The organism is Catenulispora pinistramenti, from assembly GCF_018274385.1.
Lineage (GTDB): Bacteria > Actinomycetota > Actinomycetes > Streptomycetales > Catenulisporaceae > Catenulispora > Catenulispora pinistramenti.
In genome coordinates this window covers 21,937-39,015 of sequence record NZ_JAAFYZ010000032.1, presented here as the reverse complement: position 1 = coordinate 39,015, position 17,079 = coordinate 21,937, and the positions used below count along the sequence as shown (strand labels likewise).

General features: G+C 71.7%; 15 protein-coding genes. 7 read left to right on the top strand and 8 right to left on the bottom strand.

Translation table 11 applies throughout. The annotated features are described in order from the left end of the window. Positions 1-132: 132 nt before the first annotated feature. The 3 genes from KGQ19_RS12440 to KGQ19_RS12430 are packed head-to-tail and all read right to left on the bottom strand — an operon-like array spanning position 133 to position 3,659. Positions 133-1,749: a beta-N-acetylhexosaminidase gene (locus tag KGQ19_RS12440; RefSeq protein ID WP_212009259.1), complete on the bottom strand. Its 1,617-nt coding sequence runs from the start codon at positions 1,747-1,749 to the stop codon at positions 133-135. A 46-nt stretch (positions 1,750-1,795) separates the two neighbouring features. Then, the gene (locus KGQ19_RS12435) at positions 1,796-3,124 is read right to left on the bottom strand and encodes an MFS transporter (RefSeq protein ID WP_212009258.1); all 1,329 of its coding nucleotides are present in this window, start codon (positions 3,122-3,124) and stop codon (positions 1,796-1,798) included. A 55-nt stretch (positions 3,125-3,179) separates the two neighbouring features. After that, positions 3,180-3,659 (bottom strand): RrF2 family transcriptional regulator, encoded by a 480-nt coding sequence (locus KGQ19_RS12430; RefSeq protein WP_212009257.1) that lies wholly within the window; start codon positions 3,657-3,659, stop codon positions 3,180-3,182. 98 nt (positions 3,660-3,757) lie between these two features. On the opposite strand from KGQ19_RS12430, the gene KGQ19_RS12425 reads away from it, so the two are divergent. Beyond that, positions 3,758-4,483, top strand: a complete 726-nt coding sequence (locus tag KGQ19_RS12425; protein ID WP_212009256.1) for an SMI1/KNR4 family protein — start codon at positions 3,758-3,760, stop codon at positions 4,481-4,483. Positions 4,484-4,546: 63 nt separating this feature from the next. Then, complete coding sequence (locus KGQ19_RS12420) at positions 4,547-5,299, top strand: ABC transporter ATP-binding protein (RefSeq protein ID WP_212009279.1); 753 nt, start codon at positions 4,547-4,549, stop codon at positions 5,297-5,299. A 75-nt stretch (positions 5,300-5,374) separates the two neighbouring features. Here the strand turns inward: KGQ19_RS12420 and KGQ19_RS12415 are convergent, their stop codons facing one another. Then, the gene (locus KGQ19_RS12415) at positions 5,375-6,166 is read right to left on the bottom strand and encodes a VOC family protein (RefSeq protein WP_212009255.1); all 792 of its coding nucleotides are present in this window, start codon (positions 6,164-6,166) and stop codon (positions 5,375-5,377) included. A gap of 141 nt (positions 6,167-6,307) precedes the next feature. Between KGQ19_RS12415 and KGQ19_RS12410 the strand changes: the two genes are divergently transcribed. Further along, positions 6,308-9,334 carry an FAD-binding and (Fe-S)-binding domain-containing protein gene (locus tag KGQ19_RS12410; RefSeq protein WP_212009254.1) on the top strand — a complete coding sequence of 1,009 codons (3,027 nt, stop codon included), beginning with the start codon at positions 6,308-6,310 and terminating at the stop codon, positions 9,332-9,334. Positions 9,335-9,350: 16 nt separating this feature from the next. Here KGQ19_RS12410 and KGQ19_RS12405 read toward each other — a convergent pair whose 3' ends face one another. From KGQ19_RS12405 to KGQ19_RS12395, 3 genes are all read right to left on the bottom strand, one after another. Then, positions 9,351-10,085 (bottom strand): DUF695 domain-containing protein, encoded by a 735-nt coding sequence (locus KGQ19_RS12405; RefSeq protein WP_212009253.1) that lies wholly within the window; start codon positions 10,083-10,085, stop codon positions 9,351-9,353. 61 nt (positions 10,086-10,146) lie between these two features. Further along, positions 10,147-11,391 (bottom strand): hypothetical protein, encoded by a 1,245-nt coding sequence (locus KGQ19_RS12400; RefSeq protein ID WP_212009252.1) that lies wholly within the window; start codon positions 11,389-11,391, stop codon positions 10,147-10,149. 90 nt (positions 11,392-11,481) lie between these two features. Further along, complete coding sequence (locus KGQ19_RS12395; RefSeq protein ID WP_212009251.1) at positions 11,482-12,336, bottom strand: alpha/beta fold hydrolase; 855 nt, start codon at positions 12,334-12,336, stop codon at positions 11,482-11,484. Between the two features lie 166 nt (positions 12,337-12,502). Here KGQ19_RS12395 and KGQ19_RS12390 point away from each other — a divergent pair, with 166 nt between their 5' ends. Then, complete coding sequence (locus KGQ19_RS12390; protein ID WP_212009250.1) at positions 12,503-13,165, top strand: hypothetical protein; 663 nt, start codon at positions 12,503-12,505, stop codon at positions 13,163-13,165. Positions 13,166-13,282: 117 nt separating this feature from the next. On the opposite strand, the gene KGQ19_RS12385 is transcribed toward KGQ19_RS12390, so the two are convergent. Beyond that, complete coding sequence (locus KGQ19_RS12385; RefSeq protein ID WP_212009249.1) at positions 13,283-13,531, bottom strand: hypothetical protein; 249 nt, start codon at positions 13,529-13,531, stop codon at positions 13,283-13,285. A gap of 217 nt (positions 13,532-13,748) precedes the next feature. Between KGQ19_RS12385 and KGQ19_RS12380 the strand changes: the two genes are divergently transcribed. The 3 genes from KGQ19_RS12380 (at position 13,749) to KGQ19_RS12370 (ending at position 17,057) form a co-directional block, all read left to right on the top strand. Next, entirely contained in the window at positions 13,749-14,645 is an 897-nt protein-coding gene (locus KGQ19_RS12380; protein ID WP_212009248.1) for a helix-turn-helix domain-containing protein, read from the top strand. A 30-nt stretch (positions 14,646-14,675) separates the two neighbouring features. Then, on the top strand, positions 14,676-15,044 hold the full coding sequence (locus tag KGQ19_RS12375; RefSeq protein ID WP_212009247.1) for a hypothetical protein: 369 nt from the start codon (positions 14,676-14,678) through the stop codon (positions 15,042-15,044). A 201-nt stretch (positions 15,045-15,245) separates the two neighbouring features. Then, positions 15,246-17,057, top strand: a complete 1,812-nt coding sequence (locus tag KGQ19_RS12370; RefSeq protein ID WP_212009246.1) for a serine/threonine-protein kinase — start codon at positions 15,246-15,248, stop codon at positions 17,055-17,057. Positions 17,058-17,079 lie beyond the last annotated feature (22 nt).

Genomic DNA, 17,079 nt, shown 5'->3' with positions numbered 1-17,079 from the left:
TGCATCGGAAGGTTTGCGTAGCGCATCTGCGCGGGGTGCTGTAGTCGCCTGGCGGGCTCTGCGAAGTCTTAACTGGGCCGTCTCGCAGGGCCGTGCCGCGGGGCCGCAGGGCCGTCTCGCCGGGTCAGGCGATCAGCCCCAGGGGACTTCCGGCGACTTGTAGTAGGCGATCCCCAGCTTGTCCCACAGCGGCGCCTGATCGGCCAGCCGGTGCGAGAATCCCGGCCAGTCGTGGGTGTTCGGCGCGGACCAGCCGATCTCGGCGATGGCCGGCAGCCGGGGGAAGGCCAGCGTCTCGGCGTCGGCCAGGCTCTTGACCGTCTCGGTCCACAAGGGTGCCTCCACACCGAGGACCGAGGACGGGGACACGCCCGGCAGCACGGTCACCGGGTCCCAGTCGTAGGCCTTGGAGACCGGGACGTAGCCGGCCCAGTGCAGGCCGAGGCGGAAGTCGGCGACCGGCTGCTGGTCGAGGTAGGCGTGGTCGCCCGGGGCCATGATCAGCTTGGTGCCCTTGGCGGCGGCTTGGAGGACGGAGGGCTGCGGCTGCCCGGTGTTCCAGTACTCGAGGATCGTTTGCGGCAGCAGCGGCGCGGTGCCGGCCTCGGCCCAGGCGATCGGCGTGCGGTCGTGTGCGGCGACCAGGTTCTGGGCGCGCTGGACGAAGGCGTTGTACCGCGTCAGGTTCAGGGCTTGGGCTTCATCGCCGCCCAGGTGCAGGTAAGGCGAGCCGGGGGTGGCGTCGGCCGCCGCTTTCATCGCTGAATCGACAAATCTGTATGTTGATTCGCTCGACGGGCACAGGGCGTCGTAACCGGGGGAGACCGACGTCACCGGGCCGTGGCGGCGGCCGTCGCAGGCCAGCGTGGGGTAGGCATACACGGCCGCGCCGACGTGCCCCGGCATGTCGATCTCGGGGATCACGGTCATGGAGCGGGAGGCGGCGTAGTCGACGATCTCCTTCAGGTCGGCAGCCGTGTAGTAGCCGCCGTGCCCGCCGCCGACCTGCGTGGAGCCGCCGACCGCGGCCAGCTTCGGCCAGCCCGGGACGGTGAGGCGCCAGCCCTGGTCGTCGCTGAGGTGCAGGTGGAACTCGTTGACCTTGTACAGGGCGGCGGCGTCGATGTAGGCCTTCACGTCGGCCACGCTGAAGAAATGGCGCGCGACGTCGAGCATGACGCCTCGGTAGGCGAAGCGGGGGTGGTCGGTGATCGTGCCGGCCTGGAGCTTGTCGCCGATCAGGAGTTGGCGGACGGTCTGCACGCCGTGGAAAAGGCCCGCGTCGGTGGCGGCGGTGAGGGTGACGGAGGTCGGGGTGGTGGTCAGGGTGTAGCCCTCGGCGCCGAGGGCCGGGTCGCCGCCGGTGGGTCGCAGGAGGAGTCGGATGCCTGCGTCGGTGTTCGCGGTCGTTGGCAGGGCCAGGCCGGTCTGTTGCTTGAGGTAGGCGGCGAGCTCGGTGGCCACGGGTTCGGCGCCGGGATCGGCGTGGATGGTGGCGGCGCTGGTCAGCGTGAAGGTGCCGGTGGCCGCGGTGGCGGTGGTCGGCGCCGGGACGACGCGTTGGAGTGCGGCCTGGTCGGCGGGGGACGGGGTCGCCGAGGCGGAAAGGCTGACGCCGGCGGCGGGCAGCGCGGTGGTTTCCGCGCCGATCTTCGCCCTGGTGCTGCCGCCGCACGCGGACATGGTGAGGATCGCGGCGCACACGCCGATCGTCGCGGCGGTTCGGAGCAGGTGGGGTCGGCCGGTCACCCCGTGAGGGTAAACCAGAGGTGGCGCGGCCGGGCCGAGGTTCCCATCAGCGAGCTTGCTCAGTCACCCTTGCGTGTTGCTCGGTCATGCGCTCGGTTGTGCGCTCGGCCATGCGCGCGGTCGTGGCGAGCCAGGCGACGGCCAGGCCGGCGACCACCGTGGCGACCGTGAACATCCGCGCCGTCCCGGAGGACTCCAGCAGGCCGCCGGTGGCGGTGCCGAGCCCGATGCCGACGTAGATCGCCGAGGCGTTGAGCGCCATCAGCAGCGGCGCTTCGGTGGGCGCGGCCGTGAACAGGCGGTGCTGCTGCGGCGGGGTCTGACACCAGGTCGCCGCACCCCAGGCGATCGCGAGCAGCGCGACCAGGGCCGGGGCGTGCACGCCGGAGGCGGCGAGGAGTGCGAAGGCTGCCATGCTCGCGGCCATGAGCGCGTAGCCGGCCGTCAGGACGCGGATCGGGCCCAGCCGGTCGGCGGCGATCCCGGCGACCAGGTTGCCGACGATGGCGCCGGCCCCGTACGCGGCCAGGATCCAGGCCGTGCCGCTGCCGCCGATGCCGAGCGTGCGCAGGGCCGGGATCGCGTAGGCGTAGACGATGTACGCGGCGCCCATGCCGAGGACGGTCAGCGGCAGCACGGTCGCCACGCCGGGGCGGCGCAGGGCGGCCAGGCGTGCCGAGAGCGGGACCGGGGCCGAGCCCGGCAGCGTCGGCATCAGGAAGCCGGCGGCGATCGCGGTGACCAGACAGAGCCCGGCGACCAGCCCGAGCGCCGCCCGCCAGCCCATGACCGAGCCCACCGCGTCGCCGAGCGGCACGCCGAGCGCGGTCGCCACGGTCAGCCCGCCGACCACGACCGACAGCGCGCGGCCGCGCAGCTCCGGGCGGACCAGCGCGGCCGAGACCGCGCCGGCGGTCGGGGTGTACCCGGCGGCGCCCGCCGCGGCCAGGACCCGCGCGGCGAGCAGGAACGGCAGGTTCGGGGCCAGCGCGCAGGCGGCGTTGGCCAGGGCCAGGACGGCGAGGGCGGCGACCAGCAGGACGCGGCGGGGGAAGCGTGCGGTGAGGGTGGCCACCACCGGGGAGGCGATGGCGTAGGCGGCGGCGAAGACGGTGATGGCCTGGCCGGCGCTCGCGGTGGAGGTGTGCAGGGACGCGGCGACGTCGGGGAGGAAGCCGGCCAGGACGAAGGCGTCGGTGCCGACGGCGAAGGTGCCCAGGGCTAGGACGAGGGTGCGGCCCAGGCCGTTGCCCGCGGTGCGGGGCTGGTGCCCGTCTCGACTGTCCTCACGGCTGGCTTCACGTCCTTCACGTCCTCCACGTCCTCCACGTCCTCCACGTTGTATCGAGACGCTTCGTATCGAGACATTAGGCATCCCGAATCACCTTTCGCGAAAGCCCGGCCGAGGCGGCCGGGCTGATTGGTGGGAGTCAGAGGGTGATGTCCTGGTAGAAGCGGCGCATGCGGACCGGGGCGCCGGGCGGTGCCATCCCCATCACGTCGGCGACGGTCTGCGCGGCCAACTCCCGCCGCCACGCCGTCTCCGCCCGCCGCATCGCCCGCGCCACCCCGCACGCGTCCCCGAACTCGGTCGGCGCGGCCAACGTCCCGGCCCCCTGCTGCCGGATCTCGGTACAGCGGAACGCCTCGTCCCGCCCCTCCACGGCCGCCACGACGTCCATCAGCGTGATCTCCTCCGGCCGCCGCGCGAGCGAGTAGCCGCCGCGCGCGCCGGGCGTCGAGGTGAGAATCCCGGTGCGCACCAACGGCTGCAGCCGCTTCTTCAGGTACTCCGGCGGCAGATCGAAGATCTCCGCCAGCCGCCCCGTCGCCACCGGCGCGTGGTCATCCAGCCAGGCCAGTGCCACCAGGCAGTGCAGGCCCCACTCGACGCCTTCACCCATCTGCATAACCGGGATACTACATGTCTTGATTAGGGGGTGTGGGTGCGGGTGCGGACGTAGGTCGGGGCGGGCCCGCTGTCGGGGCCAGTGGCTACCGTCGTGGCATGACCGAAGACGGCTATTTGCACGGCGCCTTCGACGATCGCCACCAGACCTGGGACTTCGTGCGCTCATTCGCGGCCGCGTACAGCGAGCCGCTGCGCCCCGGCGACGGCGTGGAGGCCGCCCGGCTCGACGCGGTCGAGGCCCGCCTCGGTCTCGTGTTGCCCGCCGCGCTGCGCGAGGCGTACCTGCTGTTCGGGGCGCGTGATGACCTGACGCGGTGGCAGGATCGGTTGCTACCGCCCGATGAGCTGCACGTCGACGACGCCCGCGAGGCGCTGGTGTTCCGGCGGGAGAATCAGGGCTGCACCAGCTGGGGCGTGCGCCTCTGGGACTTGGGGCGGGACCGGGATGATCCGCCGACGGTCGTCCAGGACCGGGGGCGGTGGGCGCCGTTCACGGATCGGTTGTCGATCCTGGCGGCCGAGATGGTGTTGCTCGAAGCCATGTTCTCCAAGGACCCGGCCCGAGGGCTTTACGACACGACCGAGTTCGACTGGGACGAGCAGGGCTCGTTGTTGGAATCGCGCTACGAACCGCTCGGGCTGCCCGGCATCCCGCAGTGGAGCGCGCCCGACGGCCGCCCGATCCGCTGGTACCAGGGGCCCGACGTGCTGATCCGGGAGGACGGCGGCGGGACGTGGCTGTGGGTCCACGGCCGGACCCCCGCGGCCGTCGACGCGGTGCGCGCGGCGCTGCCGGCGTCCTGGCAGCTGGTCCCGGACTGAGGGGCCTCAGACACCGGCGCGCCTAGTCGGCGGCGAGCGAATACGGTACCGACCGTGACAGCGATGAACGGGGAGACCACGACAAGACCGGTGCTGGAGTTGCGCACCGTCACCCGGGTGCACGGCAAGGGTGCCGCCGAGGTGCACGCGCTGCGCGGCATCGACCTGGCCGTCGCGCCGGGTGAGCTGGTGGCGGTGATGGGGCCTTCGGGTTCGGGCAAGTCCACGCTGCTGTCGCTGGCCGGTGGGCTGGACATGCCGACCACCGGCGAGGTGGTGATCGAGGGCACGGCGCTGGCCTCGCAGAGCAGGACTCAGCTCGCTGCGATCCGCCGTCGCTCGGTCGGCTACGTCTTCCAGGACTACAACCTCATCCCGGCCCTGACCGCCGCCGAGAACGTGGCCCTGCCGCGCGAGCTGGACGGCATGTCGGCGCGCAAGGCCCGGCAGGAGGCGGTCGCAGCCCTGGAGGAAGTGGGCCTGCGGGCCGAGGCCGACCGGTTCCCGGATGAGATGTCCGGCGGCCAGCAGCAGCGGGTGGCGATCGCCAGGGCCCTGATCGGCGAGCGCCGCCTGATCCTCACCGACGAGCCGACCGGCGCGCTGGACAGCGAGACCGGGGAGACGGTCCTGGGCCTGCTGCGCAAGCGCTGTGACGCCGGCGCGGCCGGGGTGCTGGTCACCCACGAGTCCCGGCACGCGGCGTGGGCCGACCGCATCGTGTTCATCCGCGACGGGCTGATCGTCGACGAGTCCAGCCCGTCCCAGCGTCCCGAGGACCTGCTGGCGTCCGACGGGGCCGGCGCCGGGAGATGACAGTGCGGCCCCGCCGGACGCGTGATCGGCATCCGGCGGGGCCTGTGAACCGGCTTGCGTGAGCCCTATGTCGCCTCAGCTCGCGGCGCCGGCCGGCTCCTTCGCCTCGAACAGCGAGAAGAACCCACCCTGCGGGTCCTGGCACACCGCGAACCACCCCGGCGGGATCGGCGTCGTGGGCACCACGACCGTGCCGCCGAGCGCGCCGACCTTGGCCACCGAGGCGTCGCAGTCGGCGACGCCGAAGTAGACGGCCCAGTGCGGCGGCGTCTCCTTCGGGAAGTGCTCGTCGTCCATCTCCATCAGCCCGGCGACCGTGCGGCCGTCGACCTGCAGTTCGGTGTACTCCATGCCCTCGCCCATGGCGCTGGTCTCGGCCGTCCAGCCGAAGGCCGCGGCGTAGAAGGTCTTGGCCGCGGCGGCGTCCCGGGTGTTGAGCTCGTCCCAGGTCAGCGCGCCGGGCTCGTTGACCACGCCGGCGCCCTTCATGCTCCGCGGCTGCCACAGGCCCAGGATGGCGCCGGTGGGGTCGGCGAACATCGCCATCCGGCCGACGTCGGTGACGTCCATCGGGGCCACGATCGGCTGCGCGCCGGCGGCGGTGGCCTTGGCCATCGTGGCGTCGGCGTCGGTCACCGCCACGTAGGTGCTCCAGGCCGTCGGTTGGTCCGCCGACATGGTCTTCATCCCGCCGGCCGCCTGGACGCCGTCCAGCTCGAACAGGACGTAGCCGCCGGCCGCCGGGTCGTCGGCGACCTGCGCGGTCCAGCCGAACAGCCCCCCGTAGAAGGCCTTGGCGCCGTCCAGGTCCGTGGTCATCAGGTCCACCCAGCACGGGGTGCCGGGGACGTAGTCCGTCATCTTCATCGCGGGCCTCCTTCAGCCGGCCGGCAGCGGCCAGGCGGGGGTTTGCGGGTCTGCTCCCGAACCTACTCGCCGCCGGTCCGGTCCGCCCCCGGGACACGCCACGCCACGCCCACCCGCGCGACGGGGCGCTACGTTGGGAGCGTGCCCGACCGATCCTCCCGCGCGAAGTCCTCCGCCACCGGCCCGGGTGAAAGCCCGGATTCTGTTCCCGACCTGGCCGAACGCGCCTGGCGCGGGGCGCTGACGGAGGCCGGTCTGGACGTCGATTTCGGGACCCGGCGACGCGCCGAGTACAGCGCGGACGCCTCCAACTACCGGCACGTGCCGCGCGGCGTGGCGTTCCCGCGCTCCGCCGCCGACGTCGAGGCCGCGGTCCGGATCTGCGGTGCGCACGGCGTGCCGGTGACGCTGCGTGGCGGCGGCACGTCGGTGGCCGGGAACGCGATCGGCGAGGGCCTGGTGCTGGACTGCTCGCGGTCCTTCGGGCGGGTGCTAGAGCTGGACGCCGCGGCGCGTACAGCACGGGTCGAGCCGGGCGTCGTGCTGGACGCGCTCCAGGCCGCGGCGGCCCCGCACGGGCTGCGCTTCGGGCCGGACCCGTCGACCGCGTCGCGCTGCACGATCGGCGGCATGATCGGCAACAACGCCTGCGGGGCCCGGTCGCTGGCGTTCGGGACGACCGCGGACAACGTGCTGGCGCTGGACGTGCTGCTGGCGGACGGCACCAGGACCACCGTGCGGCGCGGCACCAGCGGCGTCGCAGCGCTCGACTCCCGGCTGCGGGATCTGGTCGCGCGGCACGACGCGGCGATCCGCGCCGAACTCGGCCGCTTCCCGCGCCAGGTCTCCGGCTACGCCTTGCAGCATCTGTTGCCGGAGAACGGTTTCGACGTCGCCAAGGCGCTGGTCGGTTCGGAGGGGACGCTCGCGGCGGTGCTCGGCGCCGAGCTGCGGCTGGTGCCGGTGCTGCGGGAGCCGGTGCTGGTGGTGGCGGCCTACCCGGACATGGTCGCTGCGGCTGCCGACGTGCCGGCCGTGCTGCCGCATCAGCCCTCGGCGATCGAGGGGCTGGGCGCGGAGCTGGCCGAGGTGTGGTCGGCGCGGCGCAAGCGGCCGCTGCCCGCCGCGCTGCCGGAGGGCGGCGGCTGGCTGTTCATCGAGACGACGGCGGAGCAGGCCGCGTCGGTCGTCGCGGACCTGGCCGGGGCCCACGCCACGCGGGTGGTCCTCGGCCCGGCCGAGCAGCGGGAGCTGTGGCGGATCCGCGAGGACGGCGCGGGGCTGGCGACGCGGACGCCGGGCGGGGCCGAGGCCTGGCCGGGCTTCGAGGACGCCGCGGTGCCGCCGGAGCGGCTGGCGGACTACCTGCGCGGATTCGAGGCGCTGATGCGGAGCGCGGGGCGCAGGGGCACGGTGTTCGGGCACTTCGGCGAGGGGTGTCTGCACGTCCGGATCGACCACGACCTGCAGACGGGGTCGGGGCGGCAGCAGTTCGCGGAGTTCACGGCCGCCGCGACGGAGCTGGTGGTGGCGCACGGCGGCTCGGTGTCGGGCGAGCACGGCGACGGGCAGGCGCGCTCGGAGCTGCTGGCGGCGATGTACAGCCCTGAGCTGCTGGCGGCGTTCGCGGAGTTCAAGGCGGCGTTCGACCCGGCCGCGGTGCTGAACCCGGCGATCCTGGTGGCGCCGCGCGCTTTCGCCGCGGACCTGCGGGCCCCGCGCGTGATGCAGGCGGCGCCGCCGCAGCTGGCGCTGGCCGGGGACGAGGGCGACTTCGGGCGCGCGGTGCGGCGGTGCGTGGGAGTGGGGAAGTGCCGCAGCGCGTCGGGCGGGGTGATGTGCCCCTCGTTCCGCGCGACCGGGGACGAGAAGGACTCCACGCGCGGACGTGCCAGGGTGCTCCAGGAGATGCTGGACGGCCGCGCGGTCGGCGGCGGCTACGCGGCGCCGGAGGTTCTGGACGCGCTGGACCTGTGCCTGGGGTGCAAGGGCTGCAAGACGGACTGCCCGGTCGGGGTGGACATGGCGGCGTATAAGACGGAGGTCTTGTACCAGCACTACCGGGGCCGGGTGCGGCCCGCGGCGCACTACTCGCTGGGCTGGCTGCCGGTGTGGGCGCGGCTGGCGGGCTTCGCGCCGCGGGTGGTGAACCGGCTGATGGCCTCGCCGCTGGCGCCGCTGCTGAAGCGGGCCGGGGGGATCGCGGGGGAGCGGGCGCTGCCGCGTTTCGCGGTGCGGTCGTTCCGGCGGGCGCGGGCGGATGCGGTGCGGGCGGAAGCCTTGCAGTCTGGACGGCGGGTGGGTCCACTGCCCCATGCCGGTGCCGCCTCAGCCGGATCGGCGGCTGATCCAGTGGTGCGCTCGGCAGCGGCCCAAGAGACGGGTGCTCCTGCCGGCGCCTGGTCGGGTTCTGCTTTGCACACGCTGTCAGGCACGCGCTCGGTCGTCCTGTGGGCCGACACCTTCACCGAGAACTTCACCCCCGCGGTCGGCGAGGCGCTGATCGCGGTGCTGCGCTCGGCCGGATTCCGTGTCGTGGTGCCGCCGCGTACCGGTTGCTGCGGCTTGACCTGGATCTCCACCGGTCAGCTGGGCGTGGCGCGCCGGGTCTTGTCCCGCACGCTGGAGCTGATGCGGCCCGCGATCGAGGCCGGATTGCCGATCGTGGTGCCGGAGCCGAGTTGTGCGGCGGCGTTGCGGGAGGAGCTGACCGAGGTGCTGCCGTCGCATCCGTTGGCGGCGCGGGCCGCGGGGCTGGTGACCGGGCCCGCGCAGTTCCTGGCCGCGCACGCTCCCGACTGGCGCCCGCCGGCTTCGCCCTGGAGCGGTCACAAGGCGCTGATCCAGATCCACTGCCATCAGTACGCGAGCGGTGCTACCGGCGAGGCGGAGGTGGAGTTGCTGGCGCGCGCCGGGGTGGCGGCGACGGTGGTGTCCGGCTGTTGCGGCCTGGCCGGTGACTTCGGTGTCACCGCCGGGCACTACGACGTGTCGATGGCCGTCGCCGAGCTGAATCTGCTGCCGGCCATCCGCGCCGCTTCCTCGGACACGCTGCTCGTCGCGGACGGGTTCAGTTGCCGCACGCAGGTTGAGCAGGCGGTGGCGGAGCGCCGGGTGTGGCACGTCGCCGAGGTGCTGGCCGCCGGCTTGCCCACGCCCGAGGCTTGATCGCGGTTCCGCCGCACTACTTCGCGATCAAGCATCCCCACCCGTCATACCCACCGCCATACCGCTCCGCCATTTCGCACAGCCCCCACACCACGCCGTGAATGTGGTCCAGTTCCACCGCGTCGTCCCGCTCCAGAAGCACCTGCCACCGCCCCTCCTGCGCCCGCACCCTCCCGCCGAACCCCGCCGCCTGCGCCTCGGCCAGCAGCGCGCGGCCGCTGCGTTCGTCCGGGACGTCGAGGCAGTGGTCGACCGAGCGCGGCAGGTCGTGCCGGTCCCCGTTCTCCGCCAGCGACTGCAGGACGCGCCGGTCCATCAGGTACTGCATCGTGCGCGGGTCGGGCCACAGGAACTCCGTGTAGTACGCCCACGCCGGGTCGTCCTCGCTGAAGGTCTCCAGCTCGTAGTCCGCCGACTCGGCTTCCACCTTCGCCACCACCGTGCGCCCGTCGCTGTGCGCGGGCAGGTGGAAGAAGTGCTCGCGATAGCCGTGGTTGTTCATGCACGCCAGGTAGACCGCGTCCGTCTCCTCGGTCAGCGCGGCGACCAGCGTGTCCTGGAGGGCGTACATGGCGTCGTTCTCGGTGCCGTCGGGCAGGCCGTTGGCGCGCGGCGCGTGGAAGGCGTGCCGGACGTGCAGACGCTGCGGGTGCGTGCCGCGCTCGGCGGTCTCCCGCAGGTCCAGATCCAGGCTGATCACCGCTGGCGCGCCGTCGACGCCGCACACATAGACATCCCAACCCATACCCATGACCGGCACGCTATCCAGCCGCGGCCCTGGCCCGCAGGTATACCGCCGGCTTGGTCGCGGATCAGCCCGCGGCGCCGCCGCTCGGCGTGGCCTTGCCCGCCCCGGTGTTGGCCGTACTCGGCGTGTTACCGCCGGCGGACGAAGTCGGCGGCGTCGTCGGTCCGTTACTGCTGCCGCTGCTCTGCGGCGTGGACGGGATCGAGGACGGGGACGTGGAGGGACTGCTCGACGGTGTCGAAGACGGCGCCGAAGGCGTGCTCGCCCCGGAACCCGACGGCGACGGCGTCGAGGGCGGCGTGTTGCTCGGCAGCCCGCTGGACCCGGACCCGGACCCGCTCGAAGAAGGCGAATCCGGCTTCTGCGACGGCGTGCTCTGCTTGTGAGTGCCGCCGGTGCCGCTCGGATCCTGCTGGGCGGGCTGCTGGTTGTTCGAGTTGCCGCCGGTCCCGGGGTCGAACACGCTGCCGTGGTAGCCGGGGAACTCGCCCTTGCGCGCCACTTCCAGGGCGGTGACGGCACCGGTGCCGATGACGAAGCTCGCGATCGCCGCCGCGATCATCGGCTTGCGGCCGGGGAGGCGGTCCTTCCACGTGCGCGCCGCGCCACCGGCCGCGCCACCGGCCGCGCTATCAGCACCGGCACCGGCTGTGATCGTCGGCAGCACCACGGTCTCGGCGTTCGGGTTCGCCACGGAGAGCGTGCCGCCGTGCAGCGCGATCGTCTGGTCCAGATCGCTGCTCAGGACACCGGTCGGCATCTCGACGGGGGTTTCGTCGACGCGGGTTTCATCGACCCGAGTCTGGCTGCCCCGAGTCTGGCCGAATCGGGTCTGGCCGAACCGAGTCGCATCGGCCCGGGTCTGGCCGCCCCGAGTCGCCTCGGCCCGGGAATGGCCGAACCGAGGCGCATCGACCCGAGTCGCGTCAACCGCCGTGCGCTCATCGGGCACCAGATGCGTCCGAGCCTCCCGGTCCGCCGCATCATGCTCGGCCGCCGACTCCCGCTCGATCCGGGCCCGCGACAAGATCGTCGTGTACGCCTCCGGATCCAGCACCGGCATCGCCTTGCGAGCCGCCGTCTTCCCGCGCTCGAGCGAGTGCCCGATCAGCGCGCTGGCCGAGGTGGCCACCACACTGGCGACCGCGGCGCCGGCGATGGTGCCGGCCACTCCCAGCTTCGAGCCCACCGCGGCGGCCAGGGCGGCGGCGCAGGCACCGGCGGCGATCTTGGTGACGGACAGGTCGATGTGGTGGCGGGGGGCAGGTTCGCCGCGTTCGTCGCGGTCTTCAGGCGTCGGCGTAGTCATACGCTCATCAGTTTTCCAAGCCGCGCCACGGTTTCTCGACTTACGAGCGGTAGCTGTGACCGGATTCACGCCTGGAGCGGCGTTTGCTCCTCAGCTTTCAACAGAGCGAACGCGGTCGGCCACGGCGCGCGCCAATTCCTCCGGCGCCTGATCCGGAATCCAGTGGCTGATCCCGTTCAGCTCCACGAACCGGTACGGCCCCTCGACGAACTGTGCGCACCGCTCCGCGACCGGGCGGCCGATCGCGATGTCCTCGGTGGACCACACGAACGTGGTCGGGATCGTCACGTTCGCCAGCGCCACCGACTGCTTCACGTCGATCGCGCGGTACCAGTTCAGCGCGGCGGTCAGCGTCGCACGCCGGCCCAGGGCCGCGTAGTGCGGCAGGATCGCCGATTCCGGCAGCGGGGAGAACAGGTCGTGCAGGGCGCGGGCGCTGTTCGCCAGCAGCACGTCCTCGGCCTTCTCGCCCTCCATCCGGAACAGCTGCACGTACGCCGACCGCTGCCGCTGCTCCTCGCCCTGCGGCCCCGGATCGGCCAGCACCTCGTAGAAACCGCGCAGATGGGGCACCGAGACCGCGGTCAACGTCCTGAAACGGTCCGGGTGCGCGACCGCGGCGTGCCAGGCGACGATCGCGCCCCAGTCGTGGCCGACCAGGTGCGCGGTCGGCAGGTGCAGCGCGTCCAGCAGCCCGATGACGTCCTGGACCAGGCGGTCCACGTGGTACTCGGCGACCTGCGTCGGGCGCGCGCCGGGGGAGTAGCCGCGCTGCTCCAGGGCGATGGTGCGCATGCCCTCGGCGGCCAGCAGCCGGGAGGTGGCCTGCCAGCTGGCCGGGGTCTGCGGGAAGCCGTGCAACAGCACCACCGGGGGACCGGTCTGCGGGCCTTCTTCGGTGGCGGCGAACTCGTACGCGCCGATGGTGACGTGGTACGCGCGCATGTGCGCCCCCTGCTGTCCGTGCGGCGGCCGGGCGACCGCCTCGCCTGCAGCGACGCTACCGAGCCGCCGCCGCGTCGTCCATGGGACTGACAAGTCCATGCCTTCTTGTCGGTATGCACGCGGGTATTGCGAGCCGACACGGCCAAGACCGGATACCGTCTACCTCATGTCTGAACCGACCGCCCCCACCGCCGCCGACGTCCGCACCGCCGCCGACGTCCTCAAAGCCGCGATCGACGCTCACCTGGCCGCGGTGGAAGGCCGGTCGGACGAGAGCGACCCCGCCGTGCGCGCGGCGTTCCTGGCCATGGCCGCCGCCGCCGAGGCCTACGACGACTCGCTGTACGACACCTACAACGAGGTCACCCCGTTCGAGATCCCGAGCCAGTACCCCGAGGTGGCCGCGGACCCGGACAACCCGGAGGCGATCAGCGTGCTGATCCGCCGCGACTACCAGATCGAGCACCCCGGGCGGCTGCTGGGCGCGGCCCGTGCCCTGGCCGCCGGCGCGGTCGACCCGGAGGTGGACATCAACACCGTCGCCGGCTCGCTGGCCGCGCTGTTCGACGTGTTCGACCCGGACGAGATCCACAACCGCTCCGACGAACTCGGCCTGCTCCCGGCCGACGGCACCACCTGGGTCCTGGCCGCCGATCCGGAGACGATCGGCGACGAGCAGTGGTTCGACGACCCGTTCTCCGACACCGACCCCGAGCGGACCGTCTGCCGGTTCGACGTGATCGGCGACGAGGAGGAGGACGACGAGTACTTCGACACGTTCGCCGAGGACGGGTCGGAGGACGAGATCGACGGGATCGAGGTCGTCTAGGCGGCGACGATCATCAGAAGCGACTCCTGAACGAAGACCGCGCCTAGGACGATCCCGATCGGTCCGCTGCGGAACCGCCTGTCGTCCCGCCTGTTCCGTGGGCGTCGGCCTCGGGGTTCAAGAGATGAACCTCAGCGCGCGGTCTTTGTTCAGATCCGCTTCATGCGCGGCGAGCCACGAACGGCCCTCCTCATACGGGATGGGCCGGAACTCCCAACGCATCACCTTCGGATGTCTGGTGATGTACTCCACCGTTTCGCTGTTGTTCAGCGTCCCGTACACAATGCCGCCGTTGTGGCAGACCACCGCGAGAACGCCCTCAGCGGCCCTGTACGGCAGTAGGCCCGGCGTGCTCCAGAGCAGCACGCTCGGGAGACGGGAGCGAGTCAGAACGTAGGAGCAGTCCGGGCACGGCCCGGCGTCGCGCCCAGCGTGGTGGATCTTCCAGCGGTTGTCGCAGGTCTCGCACTGCGCCGGGGGATCAGTCGGGTTCGTTGCCATAACGCAAGTTCATCCGAGTCGGCCATTGCACGGCAGACCAGATCGCAGACCAGATCGATCCTCGACCTCTTACACTCTTCGTATGGGACCGATCACGCCTAACGATCTGCTTCAGGCAGCTCGCGCGGCGTCCGGTTGGACTCAGGACGAGGTGGCCGAGCGGGTCCGCTCGATCGTTGAAAGACGGACGGGCCAGGTCAGACCTGGTTTCGATCAACGCAAGATGTCGCGCCTCGAACGGGGCGAGACCCGGTGGCCGGACAAGGACGAACGCGGCGCCCTGCGAGAGCTTTTCGGCGTCTCCGAAGACCGGGATCTCGGGTTCTACTACCGGGCTCCCGCCGCCGCCCAATTGCCACCTGCCACTATTGACGATGTGAACCGGCGGGAATTACTTCGTCTCGGGGCGTTGGTCGGCGCGGCTGCGGTCGAGCACGAAGCCGCCGCCATGTTCGGCGGTGCCTCACGCGGCGTTGTCAAGCAATCGGTCGGCGACCTGGACCAGTGGGGCGCGGCGAGTGCGGACCTGTGGACCGAATACGGGTCGGCACCGGTGAAAAGCTCAACCTTGCCGGCCGTCCGGCTACACGCGGGGCAACTCGTCGACGAACTTCGAACCCCCATGACATCGGCCCGCCGCGAGCATCTATACGAGCTGACAAGCAACACGTTCCAGCTCGCCGGGGAAATCCTCTTCGACGTCAACGACTACACGGACGCCGCGAACTGCTATGCCGTCGCCGCCCACGCGGGCCGTGCGGCCCGGCACTACGACCTGTGGGCCTGTTCCCTAGCTAGTGGACCTGGCCAAGGTCGGGGCGCAACTCCACGACCCCGAGCGCGTGGCCACGTACGCGTCAGCAGCACTCAACATCACGCAGCGCTCACAGTCCGGGGTGAACGCGCAGCGCCTCAACTCCCTCACGCCCTACCTGGACCGGGTGCCGGAAACCGCCGAGGTGAAGACCCTGCGGTCTAGGATCAACGAACTCAGGAGGAAGGGAAGCGCATGAGCGTAGACGGTGGTCAGATCTTCCGCGCGGCTTGGATCGCTGGCGTCCACAAGTACTACCCGGGCGAGCCGAAGGCGGGATACGTCGCGCCATGGGAGGAGACTCCGGAGTGGGAGCGCGCTGCCGCCGCATCGGTCTTCGAACTCGTGCGAGCGTTCACCGAAACGACGGGCGACGGGGTGAAGAAGCTCAGCCGGGAGGACAAGGGCCGCTACGTCGCGCTCTGCTGGACAGCGCAGATCTTCAAGCACATCGCGGACCCGAAGCCCGCCTACGTCGCCGGTTGGGAAGACCTGCCACAGTGGCAGCAGGAAACGGACTCCGACATCTTCGAGCGGATCGAGGATGCTCTCAGCGGCTCATAGCCGCCCGCAGAAGCCCTGTTGTACCCCGGCCACTGGCGACCGTTGCCGGAGGGATAGGAATCCCGACGGCACCGGTGGGAGGCCGGCTGTTCGCATGCCCGCCTATGCCGCTTATCCGCGATATCGAAGCCGTATATCCCGGTTTGGTGACGATGTTTCGGCCCGCAAGACCGGTCGGTCCCCGACCCTAGACTTCCGCCCATGACCGGAGGGGACCAGGGCGGATACGTGATCGACGGGCGCTTCGAGCTGCTCGCTCGGCTCGGCGGCGGCGGTATGGGGTTCGTGTGGCGGGCCCGTGATCTGATGCTTCAGCGCGAGGTCGCGCTGAAGGAGGTGCGCTCGCCGGATCCGTCGCTGCACGGCAGCGATCCGGCCGAGGCGCGTGTGGTGCGCGAGCGGGTGTTGCGCGAGGCGCAGGCGCTGGCCCGGCTGCACCACCCCAACGTGGTCACGATCCACCACATCGTCGACTCCGTCGAGTTGGCCCACCCGTGGCTGGTCATGGAGTTGGTGACCGGCGGTTCGCTGGACGGGCTGCTCGATCAGCGCGACCTGACGGTCCCCGAGGCGGCGCGCATCGGGCGCGGCGTGCTCGGCGCGCTGCGGGCCGCGCACGCCGCCGGGATCCAGCACCGGGACGTGAAGCCGGCGAACGTGTTGCTGCGCGCGGACGGCACGCCGGTGCTCACCGACTTCGGCATCGCCGCGCTGGAGGCCAGCCCCGGAATCACCGCGACCGGCATGCTGATCGGCTCGCCGGAGTACATGGCGCCCGAGCGCGTGCACGGCATCGAGGGCGACCCGGCCTCGGACCTGTGGTCGCTGGGTCTGCTGCTCTACGTCGGGCTGGAGGGCCGTAACCCGCTCACCCGCGAGACCACCATCGCGACCATCGCGGCGGTCTCCCAGGGCTACGTCCCGCCGCCGGAGCGCAGTGGTCCGATGCGCACGATCCTCAGCGCGCTGCTGGTCCCGGACCCGTCCCGGCGGCCCTCGGCCGAGGTGCTGGACGCGATGTTCGCGCAGGTCGAGGCCGGGCAGAGCGTGACCGCTTTCCAGGCGCCGATACCGGGGCCGCCGATACCGGGGCCGCGGATGCCCGACAGCCAGCAGTTCGGCGGTTCCACTGGCGAGTTCAGCGGTCCTGCCGGTCAGTTCAGCGGTCCTGCCGGTCACTTCAGCAGTCCTGCCGGTCAGTTCGGCGGTCCCGCCGGACAGTTCGGGACCACCGACCAGATTCCCGGCGCGCCCGGGCGCCCGCCGATCAACCCCTACGGCAACCAGCCCGGCCAGTCCTACGGCAACGGCATGAGCCCGGAGGCCGCCGGGCGCCACCGCTCGAAGGCCTTCCGCCTCACCGCGATGTCCACGGTGTGCGTCCTGGTGATCATGGGCTTCTCGGTGTGGGCCTCGACCCGGGCGCAGAGCCACGCCGCCCACACGGCGCGAAACGACGCGGCGAACACCGGCCCGACGTTCTCCATGCCGGTCACGGCATCGACGTTCTCCGTGCCGACGGTCCAGGACACGCAGCCCACGGCCCCCTCGACCGCGCCTTCGACCGGGTCGCAGGACCTGCTCACGCCGGCCGGGGTCCGGAACGTGATCGCCCAGATCTTCGCGGTCAGCGGCGGCACCCGGATCGTGTCGATGACCGTCTACGACGACCACGCGAGCTTCGACGTGATCAAGAAGGACGACGACACCGTCTACGACACCTACGACTACAACGACGGGCAGGCCGCCTTCTCGATGACCGGCAGCACCCTGGACCCCGACCAGCAGCCGCTGGACCCGGCCAAGGTGAACTGGAACGCGCTGCCGGCCCTGCTCAAGGACGCGGACAGCACGCTGAACGTCAAGAAGCCGACCTACCACTACGTCATCGTCGATTCCGACAACATCGACGGCTCCCTGGAGATGCTGGTCTACGTCGGTGACGACTACCGGGCCGGGTATCTCCAGGCGGATTTGACGGGCAAGATTCTTAAGCGCTACCCGCAGGAGTGAGCGCTCTGTTGCTAGTTTGCTG